Source organism: Pseudarthrobacter sp. RHLT1-30-1 (genome assembly GCF_059383415.1).
Genome location: NZ_JBWZCG010000006.1, coordinates 18,958 through 35,644, shown reverse-complemented (window position 1 = coordinate 35,644; position 16,687 = coordinate 18,958). Strand labels below are relative to the sequence as shown.

General features: G+C 67.1%; 20 protein-coding genes. 2 read left to right on the top strand and 18 right to left on the bottom strand.

Annotated features, from left to right (window positions below; genetic code table 11):
* Positions 1-103 precede the first annotated feature (103 nt).
* The gene (locus AC50YM_RS06350; RefSeq protein WP_214840220.1) at positions 104-349 is read left to right on the top strand and encodes an acyl carrier protein; all 246 of its coding nucleotides are present in this window, start codon (positions 104-106) and stop codon (positions 347-349) included.
* A gap of 156 nt (positions 350-505) precedes the next feature.
* A complete protein-coding gene (gene fabF, locus AC50YM_RS06345) occupies positions 506-1,741 on the top strand; it encodes a beta-ketoacyl-ACP synthase II (RefSeq protein ID WP_494895203.1) in 1,236 nt (411 codons plus the stop codon).
* Between the two features lie 117 nt (positions 1,742-1,858).
* Here the strand turns inward: fabF and AC50YM_RS06340 are convergent, their stop codons facing one another.
* From AC50YM_RS06340 to AC50YM_RS06255, 18 genes are all read right to left on the bottom strand, one after another.
* A complete protein-coding gene (locus AC50YM_RS06340; RefSeq protein WP_056426723.1) occupies positions 1,859-2,362 on the bottom strand; it encodes a DUF3145 domain-containing protein in 504 nt (167 codons plus the stop codon).
* Between the two features lie 315 nt (positions 2,363-2,677).
* Entirely contained in the window at positions 2,678-3,604 is a 927-nt protein-coding gene (locus AC50YM_RS06335) for a tyrosine recombinase XerC (protein ID WP_494956123.1), read from the bottom strand.
* A 112-nt stretch (positions 3,605-3,716) separates the two neighbouring features.
* Positions 3,717-4,907 carry a DNA-processing protein DprA gene (dprA, locus tag AC50YM_RS06330; RefSeq protein WP_494956122.1) on the bottom strand — a complete coding sequence of 397 codons (1,191 nt, stop codon included), beginning with the start codon at positions 4,905-4,907 and terminating at the stop codon, positions 3,717-3,719.
* Between the two features lie 82 nt (positions 4,908-4,989).
* The gene (locus AC50YM_RS06325) at positions 4,990-6,534 is read right to left on the bottom strand and encodes a YifB family Mg chelatase-like AAA ATPase (protein ID WP_494956121.1); all 1,545 of its coding nucleotides are present in this window, start codon (positions 6,532-6,534) and stop codon (positions 4,990-4,992) included.
* Entirely contained in the window at positions 6,535-6,891 is a 357-nt protein-coding gene (locus AC50YM_RS06320) for a YraN family protein (protein ID WP_494956120.1), read from the bottom strand.
* Positions 6,892-7,361: 470 nt separating this feature from the next.
* Positions 7,362-7,688 carry a DUF2469 domain-containing protein gene (locus AC50YM_RS06315; protein WP_463873936.1) on the bottom strand — a complete coding sequence of 109 codons (327 nt, stop codon included), beginning with the start codon at positions 7,686-7,688 and terminating at the stop codon, positions 7,362-7,364.
* 98 nt (positions 7,689-7,786) lie between these two features.
* Positions 7,787-8,458, bottom strand: a complete 672-nt coding sequence (gene rnhB / locus AC50YM_RS06310; RefSeq protein WP_494956119.1) for a ribonuclease HII — start codon at positions 8,456-8,458, stop codon at positions 7,787-7,789.
* 12 nt (positions 8,459-8,470) lie between these two features.
* Positions 8,471-9,532, bottom strand: a complete 1,062-nt coding sequence (gene lepB / locus AC50YM_RS06305) for a signal peptidase I (protein ID WP_494956118.1) — start codon at positions 9,530-9,532, stop codon at positions 8,471-8,473.
* Positions 9,533-10,213, bottom strand: a complete 681-nt coding sequence (gene lepB, locus AC50YM_RS06300) for a signal peptidase I (RefSeq protein ID WP_494956117.1) — start codon at positions 10,211-10,213, stop codon at positions 9,533-9,535.
* 116 nt (positions 10,214-10,329) lie between these two features.
* A complete protein-coding gene (gene rplS, locus AC50YM_RS06295) occupies positions 10,330-10,689 on the bottom strand; it encodes a 50S ribosomal protein L19 (protein WP_494895819.1) in 360 nt (119 codons plus the stop codon).
* A gap of 229 nt (positions 10,690-10,918) precedes the next feature.
* Positions 10,919-11,728, bottom strand: coding sequence for a tRNA (guanosine(37)-N1)-methyltransferase TrmD (gene trmD / locus AC50YM_RS06290; protein ID WP_494956116.1), 810 nt, complete (start codon positions 11,726-11,728; stop codon positions 10,919-10,921).
* Entirely contained in the window at positions 11,729-12,355 is a 627-nt protein-coding gene (gene rimM, locus AC50YM_RS06285; protein ID WP_494956115.1) for a ribosome maturation factor RimM, read from the bottom strand. It lies immediately after the preceding gene.
* Between the two features lie 113 nt (positions 12,356-12,468).
* A complete protein-coding gene (locus AC50YM_RS06280) occupies positions 12,469-12,711 on the bottom strand; it encodes an RNA-binding protein (RefSeq protein WP_290257539.1) in 243 nt (80 codons plus the stop codon).
* Between the two features lies 1 nt (position 12,712).
* Positions 12,713-13,135, bottom strand: coding sequence for a 30S ribosomal protein S16 (gene rpsP, locus AC50YM_RS06275; protein WP_494956114.1), 423 nt, complete (start codon positions 13,133-13,135; stop codon positions 12,713-12,715).
* Between the two features lie 205 nt (positions 13,136-13,340).
* Positions 13,341-13,778, bottom strand: coding sequence for a hypothetical protein (locus tag AC50YM_RS06270; RefSeq protein WP_494956113.1), 438 nt, complete (start codon positions 13,776-13,778; stop codon positions 13,341-13,343).
* Positions 13,779-14,112: 334 nt separating this feature from the next.
* Positions 14,113-14,988: a VOC family protein gene (locus AC50YM_RS06265; RefSeq protein WP_494956112.1), complete on the bottom strand. Its 876-nt coding sequence runs from the start codon at positions 14,986-14,988 to the stop codon at positions 14,113-14,115.
* A gap of 101 nt (positions 14,989-15,089) precedes the next feature.
* On the bottom strand, positions 15,090-16,172 hold the full coding sequence (locus tag AC50YM_RS06260) for an amidohydrolase family protein (protein WP_494956111.1): 1,083 nt from the start codon (positions 16,170-16,172) through the stop codon (positions 15,090-15,092).
* Between the two features lie 10 nt (positions 16,173-16,182).
* A complete protein-coding gene (locus AC50YM_RS06255; RefSeq protein WP_494956110.1) occupies positions 16,183-16,686 on the bottom strand; it encodes a GNAT family N-acetyltransferase in 504 nt (167 codons plus the stop codon).
* Position 16,687: the final 1 nt, after the last annotated feature.

The window sequence follows — 16,687 nt, the reverse complement described above, 5'->3', positions numbered from 1 at the left end:
CCCGTCTTCATATCGCACAGCAAGCCGAACCCTCGGTTTGAATCATTTCCGCCCGGGGCCGCCACACACCGGCAGCCGAAGGCACAACAGAAAAGGAGCCATCATGGCTAGCAACGAAGAGATCCTGGCCGGCCTGGCTGAAATCGTCAACGAAGAGACCGGCCTCGCCACCGAGGCCGTCGAACTGGACAAGTCCTTCACCGAGGACCTGGACATCGACTCCATCTCGATGATGACGATCGTCGTCAACGCCGAAGAGAAGTTCGGCGTGCGCATTCCGGACGAAGAGGTCAAGAACCTCAAGACCGTCGGCGACGCCGTCAGCTTCATCTCGAACGCACAGGCCTAATTCCGGCCCCGGCCGGTCCGGGGGCGCAACTGCACCCCCGGACCGCGCCGCTTTGCAGCACCATCCACTGCACCACCCCAAAGTTTTTCAAACGCGGGCCCCGGCAACCTCCCCAGGTTCCGGACACCGGCCAGCGCACCGACAGAGAGTGATCCCATGGCACGCAAAGTAGTCATTACCGGTCTGGGTGCCACCACACCCATCGGCGGCGATGTCCCCACGATGTGGAAGAACGCGCTCAAGGGCGTCTCCGGCGCGCACACGCTTGAAGATGACTGGGTGGCCAAGTACGAACTGCCCGTCCACTTTGCCGCCCGCGCCACCACCCCCGCCACGGAGGTCCTGAGCCGCGTCGAGGCCAAGCGCATGGACCCGTCCACGCAATTCGCCGTGGTCGCTTCCCGCGAGGCCTGGGCCGACGCCGGCATCACCGAAGTCGACCACGACCGCCTGGCCGTGGCCTTCGCCACCGGCATCGGCGGCGTCTGGACCCTCCTTGACGCCTGGGACACCCTGCGCGAAAAGGGCCCCCGCCGGGTCCTCCCCATGACCGTGCCGATGCTGATGCCCAACGGACCGGCAGCGGCTGTGAGCCTTGACCTCGGTGCCCGCGCCGGCGCCCATACCCCCGTGTCCGCCTGCGCATCCGGCACCGAAGCCGTTCACATGGGCCTTGACCTGATCCGCTCCGGCAAGGCCGACGTCGTCGTCTGCGGTGGTGCCGAAGCCGCCATCCACCCGATGCCGATCGCAGCCTTCGCCTCCATGCAGGCACTCTCGCGCCGCAACGATGATCCCGAGCACGCCTCGCGCCCCTACGACCTTGGCCGTGACGGATTCGTCATGGGCGAGGGCGCCGGTGCCCTGGTGCTGGAAGCGGAGGAACACGCTCTTGCCCGCGGCGCCCGGATCTACGCCGAGCTGGCCGGCACCTCTGTCACCGCCGACGCGTACCACATCACCGCCCCGGACCCCCAGGGCCTTGGTGCCACGCGCGCGCTGAAGGCCGCCATGTTCGACGGCCGAATCCAGCCTGAAGATGTGGTTCACGTCAACGCGCACGCCACCTCCACCCCGGTTGGCGACAAGCCCGAGTACGCGGCCCTCAAGGCCGCTCTGGGCAAGCAGTTGGATAACGTCGCCGTCTCCGCCACCAAGTCGCAGATGGGCCACCTGCTGGGCGCCTCCGGTGCGGTGGAAGCCGTACTGACCGTGATGGCCATCTACGACCGCAAGGCACCGGTGACCATCAACCTGGAAAACCAGGATCCGGAGATCCCGCTCGACGTTGTCACGAGTGCCCGCGACCTGCCTTCCGGCAGCATCGCGGCGTTGAGCAACTCCTTCGGCTTCGGCGGCCACAACGCCGTGATCGCGGTGCGGAGCATCTAGCGCCGGCCCTCGCTGCACGCCCAGATGGCGGCAACGTTCTTTCGGGAACGTTGCCGCCATCTGTTTTCAGGCGCTGCTATGGAGTGTGTTGCGGTGGGAGCCCTGGCCGGCGGAGCCCTAGCCGACCTGGTGCAGCCAGCGCACCGGTGCGCCTTCGGCGGCGTGCCGGAAGGGCTCGAGCTCTTCGTCCCATGCTTCGCCGAGGGCCAGGGAGAGTTCATGGTAGACGGCCGAGGGGTCGCCGGCGCCGGATTCGTAGGCATAGCGGATGCGGTCCTCGGAGACCATGATGTTGCCGTGCACGTCCGTGACGGCGTGGAAGATGCCAAGCTCAGGGGTGTGCGACCAGCGGCCGCCATCAACACCCTGGCTGGGCTCTTCGGTGACTTCGTAGCGCAAATGCGCCCAGCCCCGGAGAGCAGACGCCAGTTGAGCCCCCGTGCCCGGATTTCCGGTCCACGACAGCTCGGCCCGGAACATTCCGGGCGCAGCCGGCTGAGCAGTCCACTCAAGGTCCGTCCGTTTGTCCACAACAGAACCTATGGCCCACTCAACGTGGGGGCACAGGGCAGTTGGGGCCGAGTGAACGAACAACACACCGCGGGTCAGTGCAACAGACATTCCATCCTCCATAGCTGTAGGTACGTCTTCCCCAACGACCTCTGCCTGGATGTCTGTCTGTTGCGCGGTACCGTAGTGATGCCGGTGGTACTTGCCAGACTATTAAGTTGCTGCCCGGTTTCGCATTCGGACTTGAGTCAATGGAGCGTCAAGCCGCACTGGAAGTTGCCGGGCGTGAGTCTCATTCTGCCGCACCCCACCTAATTACGCCAGTGCAATTCGGCGCGTCTTTCCCGGCGCGCCGCGCGGCGTCAGGTTAACTCGCCATCCGGTCGAAGGGCCCCGTCGAGCCGCGCGCCGCTGGGCTCCCTGCGGTCAGGCGCGGGGATGGGCCTGCTGGTAGCTCTGCCGCAATCTCTCCACGGACACATGGGTGTAGATCTGGGTGGTGGCCAGGCTGCTGTGGCCCAGGATTTCCTGCACCGCCCTCAAGTCCGCCCCGCCGTCGAGCAGGTGCGTGGCGGCGGAGTGCCGCAGGGCATGCGGCCCGGTGGCGGCGGTGTCGCCGAGGTCGGCCAGTAAGTCGTGGACGACGCTGCGGACCTGCCGCTGGTCGACCCGGTTTCCGCGCACCCCGAGGAACAGCGCCGGGCCCGAGCGGCCGGTGGCAAGGGCTGGCCGGCCCCGGCGCAGCCAGTCGTCGACGGCGAGTGCCGCGGGCAGGCCGTACGGCACGGTCCGTTCCTTGTTGCCCTTGCCGAGCACACGAAGGGTCCTCCGGTCGGGATCGAGGTCGTCCACGTCCAGGCCGGCCAGTTCGCCGACCCGGATGCCGGTGGCGTACAGCAGTTCAACCATGGCCCGGTTCCGCAGGGGCATGGGCTCCCCCTCGGCGGCAGCAGATTCCGCTCCTTCGACGAGCCGAAGGACCTGCTGCTGGTGCAGCACCCCGGGCAGGGACTTCTCCCGCTTCGGGGCCTTGAGCCGCAGCGCGGGGTCCGCCTGGATAAGCTCCTCACGGACGGCCCAGGCGGTGAAGGCCCTGGCAGTGGCGGACCGGCGGGCCAGGGTGGCGCGGGACATCCCTCCTTCGCTCTGCGAGCCGAGCCAGCGCCGCAGGGTGCCGAGCTCCACGCCGGCGAGATCGTCGACGCCTTCGGAGACGGCGTGCTGCAGGAGGCTTCGGACGTCAGAGAGGTAGGCGCGCACTGTGTGGGCCGAGCGTCCGCGTTCGGCCTCGAGGTAGCGGCTGAAGCCTTGGGCCGCGGCGGCCAGTCCGGCCGGGATTTGTTGGTTGGACACTCCCCTAACACTGGCAGGATTCGCCCGGTGGTCAAGGAGCCCGACGGCGAGCCGCTCATCAGGTGTCCCCGAGGACAGGCAAACTGCTGTTGCCCCCTCCGGCGGCCGCCACTCAGCCTGACGTGCCCGACCGCTTCCAGGCGCCACCGTGAGACTCGGCCAGGCCCAGCAGTCCAAGGCGACCGAGGCCTGCCCGGACCGAATCCGCGCTCAGCCCGGCGACAGCGGTAAGCTTTTCCACCGAGCTGGTGGTCCGCAGTGGCAGGGCGTCCAACAGGATGAGGTCCTCCAGGGTCAACCCGTCCTGCACTGCCGCGCGGCCTGACTTGACCTCGGGCAGCGATTCACCGCTGGGCGAGGCAAGCTCGGCGATTTCCCCCGCATCCGTCACACAGACAGCCCCGCCTTCCCGGAGCAGCCGGTGGCAGCCCGCAGAGTTGGCGCTGTGCACTGATCCCGGCACCGCACCCACGGCTCGGCCCAGAGTTTCCGCGTGGTGCGCCGTGTTCAGCGCACCGGACCTCCACCTGGCTTCGACGACGACGGTGACGGAAGCCAGCGCGGCGATCAGCCTGTTCCGTTGGAGAAATCTGTAACGCGTCGGCGCGGACCCGGGCGGGACCTCGGCGAGGACCGCCCCCTGATTGGCGACCGCGCGCAGCAGGTCCTCGTTGCCGGAGGGGTAGAAACGGTCCACTCCCCCAGCCATCACGGCAATTGTGGGGATCCTGCCGGACGAACCGCCGGCGAGCGCAGCGCGATGGGCGTGCGCGTCGATCCCGTAGGCACCGCCGGAGATGATCGTGAATCCCCGCTGCGCCAGCGAATACGCCAGGTCCCCCGTGACAGCGGACCCGTAGGAGGTACTGTCCCTGGAGCCAACCAGGGCGATCGATTTGTTGGCCGGGGGCAGCTCCTGCTCGATGCCGCGCCACCAGAGACAGATGGGTTCCTGCAGACCGAGGTCGGCAAGTTGGCGGGGCCACAATTCGTCTGAAGGGATGATCAAGCGTCCGCCGAGCCGCTGCATCGTTGCCAGGTCCCGTGCCGGCGCCAAATCGGGAACCCTCGGCGCCCAGCGCTTCCGGGCGATCGCCAGGCCCGTCCAGCCGGTGCCCAGGCTGTTCTCGGCCAACAGCCGGGACATCTCCCGTTCCAGCTCCGCACCGGCGGCCAGCTCCCCGATAGCAATCCTCAACGCATCCTCCGCCCCGGCAATCTGCACGAGGGCAAGGCCCGCGGCGTCCTGCGGCTCGAACAGCCGGGACAACGCCGCCCGGGCGGCTCTTTCGCTCGCTGTCATAGTGGTCTCCTTTCACTGGCTGCCATTCGTTGGGTTGGGAAGCATTCATGGGCCTCCATCTGCGACCCCCTGTGATGCTCAGCTAGGCGGCGACGGCGGCCTGCCGCAGATTGAGGGCTTGCCCGATGTCGTCGGCCCCGGGGACATCCCCGCTGCCGAGGTCCGCCAGCGTCCACGCCAAACGCAGGACGCGGTCGTAGCCCCGCGCCGTCAGCACTCCGCGTTCCATCGCGTGGTCCAGGATCCGGGTAGTGGGGGCGTCAAGCCGCAGGGCACCGCGCAGCAGGCGCCCCGGTACCTGGGCGTTGGTGTCCATGCCGAACGGCAGCAGCCTGGCGCGCTGCCGCTCCCGTGCAGCATGAACGCGGGCCGAGATGGTGGCCGTGTCCTCCTCCGCCCCCGGCCGGCCGAAATCGGCCAGCGACACCCGTTCAAGCTGCAGTTGGATGTCGACCCTGTCCAGTAGCGGCCCGGACAGGCGGGCCAGATAGCGCCGGCGCATGGTGGGGGTGCAGACACAGTCGACTCCCTTGCCCGTTGCCTTGCCACAAGGACACGGGTTGGCCGCAAGAACCAGCTGGAAGCGGGCAGGGTAGGCAGCTGTTCCCGCCGAACGGTGAAGCACCAACTCGCCACTCTCCAGCGGCTGCCGCAGTGCGTCCAGCACCCGGCGTTCGTACTCAGGGGCCTCGTCCAGGAACAGGACGCCCCGGTGGGCCCGGGAGGCGGCCCCTGGTCTCGGCAGCCCGGAGCCGCCACCGATGATAGCCGCCGCCGTGGCGGTGTGATGCGGGTTCTCGTATGGCGGCCTGCGCACGAGTTGAAGTGAGGATGAGTTCACGGCGCAGAGCGAATGGATGGCCGTCACTTCCATGGCCTCGGCGTCCGCCAGGTCCGGCAGGAGCCCGGGAAGTCGTTCAGCCAACATCGTTTTTCCTGCCCCCGGCGGTCCGGTCAGCAAGAGGTGGTGGGCACCGGCGGCAGCGACCTCCAAAGCCTTCCGTGCGTCCCCTTGCCCGGAGACGTCCCGCATATCCGGCGGTGTGACGGACGGCGAGTCGGCGGCATCAGCGTCACCGGGCTCGGGCTCGGGTTCAAAGTCCAGCGCCAGGCCCAGCGGATCGGCTCCAAAATCGAAGGCCAGGCGGGCAAGCGTGGCGTAGCCCAGCACGCGCGCGCCGGGCACCAGCTCCGCCTCGGCGGCGTTTGCCTCGGCTACGACCACGTCGGTGTAGCCGGCCCGGACCGCAGCCATGACGGCGGGAAGGACCCCGCGGACGGGGCGCAGCCTGCCGTCCAGTCCAAGTTCGGCGATGAACACTGTCCGGCCGGTGGACCGCACATCGTTGGCGGCCAGCAGGGCGGCCATGGCGATGGCCAGATCAAAGCCGGAGCCTCGCTTGGGCAGCGACGCCGGGATGAGGTTGGCCGTGATCTTCCGGCGGCTCAGTGGAATTCCGGAGTTCTGGGCGGCCGAGCGGATCCGTTCCTTGGCCTCGTTGAGCGAGGCGTCCGGCAGACCCAAGATGATGAAGGCTGGCAAGGTCTGGCCGATGTCGGCCTCCACTTCAACGATGTATCCGTTCAGGCCCACGAGGGCCACTGAGTAGGTCCGTCCGAGCGCCACCTAGCCCACCCCCTTGAGGTGTTCAAGGGCGGGGTCACCGGTCCCGTCGTCGAGGATGGCGATCACATCGATCCGGCGTATCGGCATGCGGAGTTCATGGTCCAGGCACCACGCGGAGCCCAGCCGGTGCAGGCGGGCCAATTTGTCCGCACCGACGGCTTCGAAAGGATGCCCGTAGGCGAGGGACGTGCGTGTTTTCACTTCAGCGATGACCAGCGTGTCGCCGTCGAGCGCGACGATGTCGATTTCGCCTTTCGGGCACCGCCAGTTGCGGTCCACGATCCGCATGCCCTGGGCTTTCAGGTACCCGGCCGCGAGTTCCTCCCCGCGCCGGCCCAACACGTCCTTAGCTCTCATGAAACCAGCCTGCGCCGCGGTAATGGCCTGGGACAGGCGTCCATGACGCTATGTGGGAAACCCTGGCAAGGACCGGCCGCCAATCGGAACTCCGGCGTCCCTGGACGGGGGACGCGGACCGCAGCAGATTGTCAGGGCACCGCCTTAGCCTCCAAGTGCCGGAAGTCACCAGGCGGCCGGACACCATCACCAGTTCAGGAGGACGAACATGACACGGTATTCAGCATGTGAGCCGTGGTTCGACGAGCACAATGATGCTGCAGGCGAGTGCCTCACCCTGCGGTGCCTGTACTCAGATCGCGAGGAACAGACGCTGCCAGCCGGAAAACCTGAATTGGCGGCCCTGGCCGCGCAGTTTAGGGCTCTGGCCGGCTTCCCGGATCAGGTCAACTCAATCTTCATCGAAGTGAGCTTCATCCCGGCAGAGGAGTACCGGCCGGAGATGGTCCTCCGCTGTCGGGACATCCGGGTCAGTTGCCGAGATCGCCAGTCTTGGGCAGGGCGAGTTCCTCGCTGCGCGGGAGCTCCTCGACGTTGACGTCCTTGAAGGTGATGACGCGGACGCTCTTGACGAAGCGGGCGGAGCGGTAGACGTCCCAGACCCAGGCGTCCTGCAGCGTCAGGTCGAAGTAGACTTCGCCGTCGGCACTGCGCGCCTGCAGGTCAACATGGTTTGCCAGATAGAAACGCCGTTCGGTCTCGACCACATAGCTGAACAGCCCGACAACGTCCCGGTATTCGCGGTAGAGCTGCAGCTCCATGTCGGTCTCATAGTTTTCAAGGTCCTCGGCACTCATGATTCCATCTTGCACCATCCGGCGGCACCCGCGCGCCACGGGCAGTCCCGCGCCACCTGCCGCAGCCATTGCCTCGAAGGCGTTGGCGCCACCGGACGTCAGTCCGCGAGCAGCTGCCAGCTCACCCGGTGGTACGGCGTGGGCCCGGCGGCACGGAGCGCGTTCTTGTGTGCTGCGGTGCCGTAGCCCTTGTTTTCGTCCCAGCCGAAGGCAGGATATTCAAGGTGCAGTTCGCGCATCAGGCCGTCACGTTCCACCTTGGCCAGAATCGACGCCGCGGCAACACTCAGGCACTGCATGTCCGCCTTGACGAGGGTATGCACCGGCGCTTCGCACGCCGGCGCCGCGGGCCCGTCGTCGAACAGGGACGGCTGGGTCGCAGGCGAGAGCCAGTTGTGGCTGCCGTCCAGGAGCACGACGTCGGGTGTCACCCCGGCGGCCAGCACCGCGAACCACGCACGCGTGCCCGCGAGCCGGAGCGCGGCGATGATGCCCAGGTCGTCGATCTCATTCGCGGACGCATGCCCGACGGCGGAGGCCACACTCCAGTTCCTGACCAGCGGGACCAGGCGTTCGCGGTCGTCTACTTTGAGCAGTTTGCTGTCCCTCACGTCGGCGAGCAGCTTCTGCTGCTGAAGATCCACGACGGCGATGCCCACACTGACCGGCCCGGCCAGGGCGCCACGGCCCACCTCGTCGATACCGGCGACGAGCCGGGCGCCGGAGCTGCGGAAGCGGCGTTCGTAGTCGAGCGTGGGTGCTTCGGACATAATGTCGGCCAGTTACTTTCCTGCCGGGGCGGGCACACCGCGGAAGACGTCCGGGTAGTTGTCCAGGGTCGTGATGCGGTTCAGCGGCCAGGCGATGACTGCGGCCTTGCCCTCGATATCGGCGATGTCGACGAAGCCGCCGTTGCTGTCCGAGTGCGCGCGCGAGTCGGCGGAATGGTTCCGGTTATCGCCCATCACCCAGACCTTGCCCGCGGGCACCACGACGTCGAAGTCGCGGATCTGGGGCACTTCGGCGGGGTTGATGTAGCTCTCGTCCAGCGGCGCACCGTTGACCATGATCCTGCCGCCCACGTCGCAGCAGACCACATGATCACCGGGAAGCCCGATGACGCGTTTGACGAGGTGCTGCTCCGAATTGTCCGGCAGCAGGCCGATGAAAGTCAGCCCGTCCTGCACCCAGTTGAAGGGCCCGGCTTCCTTCTCCGCCATCGGGACGAGCCAGCCCTGGGTGTCCCGGAACACCACGACGTCGCCATGCTGCAGGGCAAAGGGCTCCGGGACCAGGAGGTTGACAAAAATCCGGTCATTTACGTCCAGCGTGCTGACCATGGATTCGGACGGGATGTAGAAGGCGCGAAAAAGGAAGGTTTTGATCAGGAAGGACAAAACGATGGCGACGAGCACCACGGTGGCCACTTCCTTGGCCCAGAGGAACAGCGGGCTGTGGCGCTCCCGGGATTTCGCCCGTCGGGCACGCTTCGACGCGGTTCCCGCGTGGGCGGGTCCGCCCGCCCCCGGGATGTCATTGTCGGGTCCGCCGGCGGCGGGGACGTCGCTGGACGGGTTGTCCCGGGCGGGGATGACCGTTCCCGGGTTGTCCCGGGCGGGGATGCCTGTTCCCGGATTGTCCTTTGCCGCAAAAGGAGGCGCCGGAACCGAATACGCCTGAGTCGCCGGCGAGGATTCATCGGCGTAGCCCCGATCGGTGCCGGTATCGGGCGTGACAGCGTGGTCCCCTCCAACGGGGTGTTCCGTGACGGGAATCGCGGAGGAGGCAACCCGGGGCTGGTCCTGCCCCCGCGGATCAGGAATCCGGGGTCCGGTCTCGGGCATCTACTGTCCGTTCTTTTCTGTCGTCGTGGCGGCCTCGGGTGGCCGTTCTACTGCTGTAAATCTATCAAGCGGCCAGATGATCCGGACGGGTCTGCCGATCACCCGGTCCCCCGGCACCATCCCTCCGCCGGGGGCGCCCAGCAGGCTGCGGGAATCGGCGGACAGGGACCGGTGGTCCCCCATCAGCCAGAGCCTGCCCCGGGGAACGATCACACTGAACTTCAGCTCGCTCGGGGCGTCCCCCTCATAGAGATAGGGTTCCGCAACTTGCTGGCCGTTGACTGTGAGTTTGCCGGCGGAGTCGCAGCAGATCACGTGGTCGCCGGGGAGTCCGATGACTCGTTTGATGAAGGTGTTCTCCCCGCCGGAAAGGCCTATCCAGTGCCCTACGCCGCCGAGGAGGTCCAGTACCGGGCCGTTGCCGCTGGTCAGCGGGGCGAAGGAGCCCCGGCCATCGAATACGACGATGTCGCCACGACCCACCGGCTCGTCCCGGAAGTCAGTGCGCGACACGAGGATCCTGTCCCCCTCGCGGGAGAGCGGTTCCATCGAGGCGGAGGGGATGTAGTACACGTCGAGCCACAGCGACCGGACCAGCCCGCTGATGATGACAGCCAGGACCACTGCCGGCAACACAAAACGCCAGCCGAGTTTCCTGGGCTGGCGTTTTGTGTGTTCCATGGTCCGTACCCTCTAACGCCTTTCTTAAGTGAACAGCGCTGTTGCGGATGCTCCGGCGCTGGCCGGGCACGGTCCGTGGTCCCGCGATGGAAGCCCGCGGTGAAAGTCCGGAAGACTTACTTTGCGGTCTGGAAGTCGCGCTTTTCCTTGATCTTGGCGGCCTTGCCGCGCAGATCGCGCATGTAGTACAGCTTGGCGCGGCGCACGTCACCCTTGGAAACGAGTTCGATCTTCTCGATGATCGGGGAGTGGACCGGGAATTTACGCTCCACGCCAACGCCGAAGGAGACCTTGCGGATGCTGAAGGTTTCGCGCAGTCCGTCGCCGTGGCGCCCCAGGACGAAGCCCTGGAACACCTGGACACGGGAGTTCTTGCCTTCGATGATGTTCACGTGAACCTTGAGCGTGTCACCCGCGCGGAAGGCCGGAATATCGGTGCGCAGCGAGGCTGCGTCTACGGAATCGAGAATATGCATGGATTCACTCCTGGTGAACGCCACAGGTCCTTCACGTTGGGTCACGGCAGCCAAACCCGGGCGAATCTATGGCCCGGAAATCCCGCCGAAAATTTGTGAATCCGGCTCCGTCAGGACTAGACAGGACCGGGGTGCCGCACTGTTGGTCGCGCTCCCCCTGTGGCAGGTTCGCGACCCAGTAGGCACAAGGACTAATTTTGCCACATCAGGGGCATTCCAGCCAATCCGCTCAGGCGGAATCCCCGCCGGCGTCCGCGCGGCGCACCAGACGGCCGTCCACTATGTCGTACCCGATGTCTGCGAAGGCGGAGCGGTCGGCGCGGGGCAGCCTGGCGGCGTCGAACTCCGCGAGCAGGTCCGGGCGCCGTTCGGCGGTGCGCCGGTACTGTTCATGCCGGCGCCACTGGGCGATCTTGCCGTGGTTGCCGCTGAGCAGCACCGCCGGAACCTCGCGGTCCCGCCAGTTCGACGGTTTGGTGTAGACCGGGTACTCCAGCAGCCCGTCCGAGTGCGATTCCTCCACGAGCGACTCCGGGTTGCCGACGACGCCGGGGAGCAGTCGCCCAATGGCCTCCACCATGGCCAGCACAGCCACTTCGCCGCCATTGAGGACATAATCGCCGAGACTCACGGGACGCACCGTGAAGTGCCCGGCGGCCCATTCCATCACCCGCTCATCGATGCCTTCGTACCGACCGCAGGCGAACACCAGCCGGTCCTCTTCGGCCAGTTCGTGGGCCGTCGCCTGGGTGAACCGCTCCCCTGCCGGTGAGGGAACGATCAGGACCGGCTTCCCGGCCTCGGCGGGACGGTCAGCCGCCACGGCCGCCAGCGCCTGGGCCCACGGTTCGGGCTTCATGACCATGCCGGCGCCGCCGCCGTACGGGGTGTCATCCACGGTGCGGTGGCGGTCCGTGGTGAAGTCGCGGAGGTCGTGGACGTTCAGTTCCAACAGCCCGTCCTGGCGCGCCTTGCCGATCAGGGAAAGTTCCAGGGGTGCCAGGTATTCGGGGAAGATGCTGACGACGTCGATCCGCATTTAGGCGTTGTCTCCGGCGTCGGCGCGGTCGTCGGAGACGGAGGCTGCACTGGGGGCTGCAGGGGACTTCGGCTGGTCGCCGGACTGTGCCTCGTCTGCTGACTTTGCCTCATCTTCGGCGTTGACTTCGAAGAGGCCCGGGGGCGGGGTGACCACAACGTACCCCTCGCCGACATTGACTTCGGGCACGATCTGCTCGACGAAGGGGATCAGGACTTCCTTGCCGTCAGTCGCGGTGACCATGAGAAGATCCTGGACCGGGAGGGTGCGCAGGCCGGACACCTTGCCGACCACCTGGCCGCCGACGCGGACTTCGAGGCCCTCGAGCTCGTGCTCGTACCAGCCTTCGTCGTCGTCATCGTCATCGAGTTCTTCAGTTTCGACGAACAGCTTGGCGCCGCGGAGGGTTTCCGCCTCGTTACGGGTCTCGATCTCCTCGAACGCCAGCAGCAGGATGTCCTTGTTCCAGCGTGCACTGAGGATGGTGAGCGGGCCGGCCGAGGCAGGTTCCACCACGAACTGGGTGCCCGGGACGAAGCGGTCGCCGGGCGCATCGGTGAGCACCTGCACGGTCACTTCGCCGCGGATGCCGTGGGGCTTGCCGATTCGTGCCACCTGAAGCTGCATCTGTTCCTCTGTTCGGGATTGGTGTTTCTGCGGGTCTACTGGGGAAAACAGTCCGGCCCCTCCACCATTATCTGGTGAAGGGGCCGGACTCAAGACAAGTACTGCTGAAAGCGTTACCGGCGGCGGTCGGTGTCGACGACGTCGACCCTGACCGGCTCGCCGTCCGCCAGCGCCGCCACCACAGTGCGCAGCGCGCGTGCGGTGCGGCCCTGGCGGCCGATCACCCGTCCGAGGTCGTCCTGATGAACGCGCACTTCGAGGGTGTCCCCGCGGCGGTTGTTCTTCGCACTGACCTTGACATCCTCAGGACTGTCAACGATCCCGCGGACCAGGTGTTCGAGCGCATCAGCCAGCAAGTTACTCAGCCTCGGTGGTCTCTGCTGCGGCGTCGGCGGGGGCCTCGGCTGCGTCGTCCTTCTTGGCCTTCTTGGTGATGGCTTCCGGGATGATCACGGAACCCTTTTCCGGGGTCACGAAGGGAGCCTTGGGGGCCTTGGTCTTCAAGGTACCCTCCTGGCCCGGGAGGCCCTTGAACTTCTGCCAGTCACCGGTGATCTTGAGGATCGCGGCAACCTGCTCGGACGGCTGTGCGCCGACGCCGAGCCAGTACTGGGCACGCTCCGCGTCGACCTCGATGTACGAGGGCTCTTCGGTCGGGTGGTACTTGCCGATCTCTTCGATGGCACGGCCGTCACGCTTGGAGCGTGCGTCCATGACGACGATGCGGTAGTACGGTGCGCGCATCTTGCCAAAGCGCTTAAGGCGAATCTTTACGGCCACTTTTGTGGTCACTCCTGTTTCTGAAACGGGGTCGAGCCCGGCGTTCTGCACCCGTGGGGCGGGCCATACTAGGGGGTTCTAAAAGGACAGGATCCGGACGTGGAGAGAGGGGCCACGCAGATCGAGTACCTGCCTATTGTGCCAGATCGGCGGCGGGATTTCGACTTGACACCCCCGGCCGGTCCATTTTGGGCCCTGGTGTGAGTCAGGATGTCCAGACGTAGAGGCCGGACCTGCTGTCGGGATCGACGCCGGCGGCCAGTTCGGCCAGCTGCCGGACGTAGTGGACGGCCTGCTCCGCACCAAAGGGCATGTCCTCTTCGGCGGCCCAGCTTTCGGCGACCTCGGCCAGGACGTCGCCTTCGCCCTCGGTCTCGTAGCTGAGCAGATCGGCGAGGGCGCGGACCATCGCCGGCGGAACGCCGAGCAGGGAGTCACTGGCCACATCCACCATCGCGAGTTCGTAGTCGGCGCCGGAGGCGTGGACGGCAGTGCCGGCCAGGTCCCCCAGGCGCTCGACCTCGAAGTCGCTGATGTCCGCAATCCGGACGGCTCCGGGGGCCGCTGCAGCCCCGCCGTCGAGGGCGGTGGCGCGCTTGAGGGCTTCATCGTGGGTTGAAACAAAGACTTCGGTGAATCCCATGGAAGTCATCCTTAGATGTCTGGCGGCGCGGGGCCGCTGATTTCGGCGTCGCTTCAGCCTAACCGTTTCAGCCCGGGCCAGTGCCCGGACTGGACATGCCCTCCCCTAACCGTGACCAGTGGACATACAGCCACTATGCCCGCTCCTGGCTGCGACCGGTGGACATGCTCCGCGGTCCTATCAGCGAAAACTGGACATGTCCTCCGCCCACCTGGCGGCGCTATGCCTCCCTCGCCCCCGGCCGGTGGACATGCTTTCTCCCGACCTACAGGGATGGACATATAGGCACTATGTCCATCCGCTGCCGCCTGCGCTGGACATGCCCGGCGGTCACTCAGCGGACGGCGACGCGGATCCGGTTGCGCCACGGGTCCTCGAAGCGGAGTTCGGCTCCGGTGTGGTGGGACTGGACCCCGCCGGTCTTGAGGCGGTCGGCGAGCGCCCCGACGTCGTCTCCGGACGGTACTTCGATCAGGACCTCGCCCAGACCCAGGGTGTCGTGGCGGGGGCCGGCGCCACGACTGTTCCAGACGTTCATGGCCATGTGGTGGTGGTAGCCGCCGGCGGAGACGAACAGGGCCTGCCCGTGCCAGCCCGCGGTCCGTTCGAACCCGAGGGTGCCGACGTAGAAGTCCTGGGCGGACTGGACGTCGCCGACCTGGAGGTGGACGTGGCCGATGCCGGCGTCCGACTGGCGCTGCCCGCGCACGGATTCCTCGGTCAGGAACTGCTCGAGGAAGCGCTGCGGCGGGAGGGCCAGGCTGTCCATGACGACGTTCTTGCCGTCCCAGGACCAGGCGTCGCGGGGACGGTCCCAGTAGAGCTCAATGCCGTTGCCCTCGGGATCGGTGAAGTAGAACGCTTCGCTGACGAGGTGGTCGGCGCTGCCGGCGAAGGACTGCGGCTCGTACTGCGCGGCGCTGGCGACAGTGGCGGCAAGGGAGGGCTGGTCCTCGAACAAGAGTGCCGTGTGGAAGAGACCGGCCTCACCGCGGGAGGGGATGCTCAGACCTGGCGCCGGCGCCAGGTGGACCAGGGGCTTCTGCTGGCGTCCCAGGTAGATCCCGCCGTCCTGCTCGGTGACAATATCGAGGCCGAGGGCGCGCTGGTAATAATCCGTCATAACCTTCATATCGCCGACCTTGAGCATCACGGTGCCCATGGTGAGTTCGGCGGGAAGAAGATCCTGGGTGCTGTTTTCTGCAGTCATGTGATCGCTCCGGTGCTTAGGCGGCCACCGACCTCCGATGGCCTTACATATAGCTAAATTACTTGAAGCTTCAATTTATTCCTAATGCGGTCCGGATTTTCCTAGCGGACCACTTCCCCGCGCAGCACGATGTTCCGAAGGCTCCCCAGGGTTGCGAGGTTGCTGCGCGGGTCCTCGGCGCAGACCAGGACGTCGGCGCTGGCACCTTCCGTGATGCCGCCGGCCCCCAGCCAGGCCCGGGCGGCCCAGGCGCCGGCGTCGAGCGCGGCGACGGCCGGGAGCCCGGCGGCGTGCAGCGCCTGGATTTCGTCGACGATGCGGCCGTGCCTGATGACGCTGCCGGCGTCCGTTCCGGCGTAGATTGTGACGCCGGCTTCGAAGGCTGCCAGGACCCGTTCCGCCCGGCCCTCCCAGAGGGCGCGCATGTGCGCCGCGTAGCGCGGGAACTTCGCCTCCGCCTGCGCGGCGATGTCGGGGAAGGTGGCGATGTTGATGAGCGTGGGGACAATCGGGACTTCCTGCTCGGCGAAACGTGCCAGGTGCCGCGGGAGCAGGCCGGTCGCGTGCTCGATGCAGTCGATTCCGGCGTCGAGCATGTCGTCCAGGGTGTTTTCGGCGAAGCAGTGTGCCGTGGCCCGGGCGCCTTCATCGTGGGCGGCCTGGACCGCGTCCTTGAGCGTCCGGGCCGGGAAACTGGCGGCGAGGTCACCGGCGTCGCGGTCGATCCAGTCCCCCACGAGTTTGACCCAGCCGTCGCCTGCGCGCGCCTGCTTGCGCACGGCCTCCACCAGGTCCGCGGGCTCCACCTCGACGGCGAACCCCCGAAGGTACCGCCGGGTCCTCGCGATGTGCCGGCCGGCGCGGATGATGCGCGGCAGGTCCGCACGCTGCTGGATCCAGCGCGTGTCGTGGACGGCACCGGCGTCGCGGACGAGGAGGGTCCCGGCGTCGCGGTCAGTCAGGGCCTGTTCTTCCGCCATCAGCTCCGGAACGTCCCCGCCGGGGCCAAGCCCGATGTGGCAGTGCGCGTCGACCAGTCCGGGGATGACCCACCCGGCCAGGGCCCGGTCCGGGGCGGCGGCGGGCCGGTGGAAAGTCAGGCGGCCGTCGACGGACCACAGTCCGTGGTGTTCCTGCCCGGGTCCGGTGAGGACGGGGCCGCTGAACTCGATGATTCCGGTCATGGCCTAAAGCCTAAAACCTAATCCGCATGGCGATCCGCCGGCCGAGATCATCCAGCCCCAGTTGCGCCTCGCGGGTTCTCAACGCGGCCAGTGCGGGCCCCGGCTCGGCGATCTCCTCGAAGCCGCAGCTCGCGTAAATCGGAGCATTGAACGGAACGTCCGCGAAGGTGCACAGCGTCATCGATTCATAACCCTGGCTCCGGGCCGCCGCGAGGGCGGCCTGGAGCAGGGACCGTCCGATCCCGTGCCCGGCAGAGTCCGGATGCACGGAGAGCTGTTCCAGGTGGGCCTGGCCCCCCACCTCATCAACCCGGGCAAACCCCACGGGCGGGGTTCCGGCGACCAGGACGAAGAGCGGAACCTCTGCCGTCGGCGGCTCCGCGGCCGGGAGCGGCCGGTGACCCAGCTGCGCCTCAAGGAGACGGTCGGCCGCAGCTTCGAGGACCGTCAGCGCCGGCAGGTCTTCCGGCGTCGCGGTCCTGATCCGGGTCGCGGCCCAGGGCTCACGGTTCACC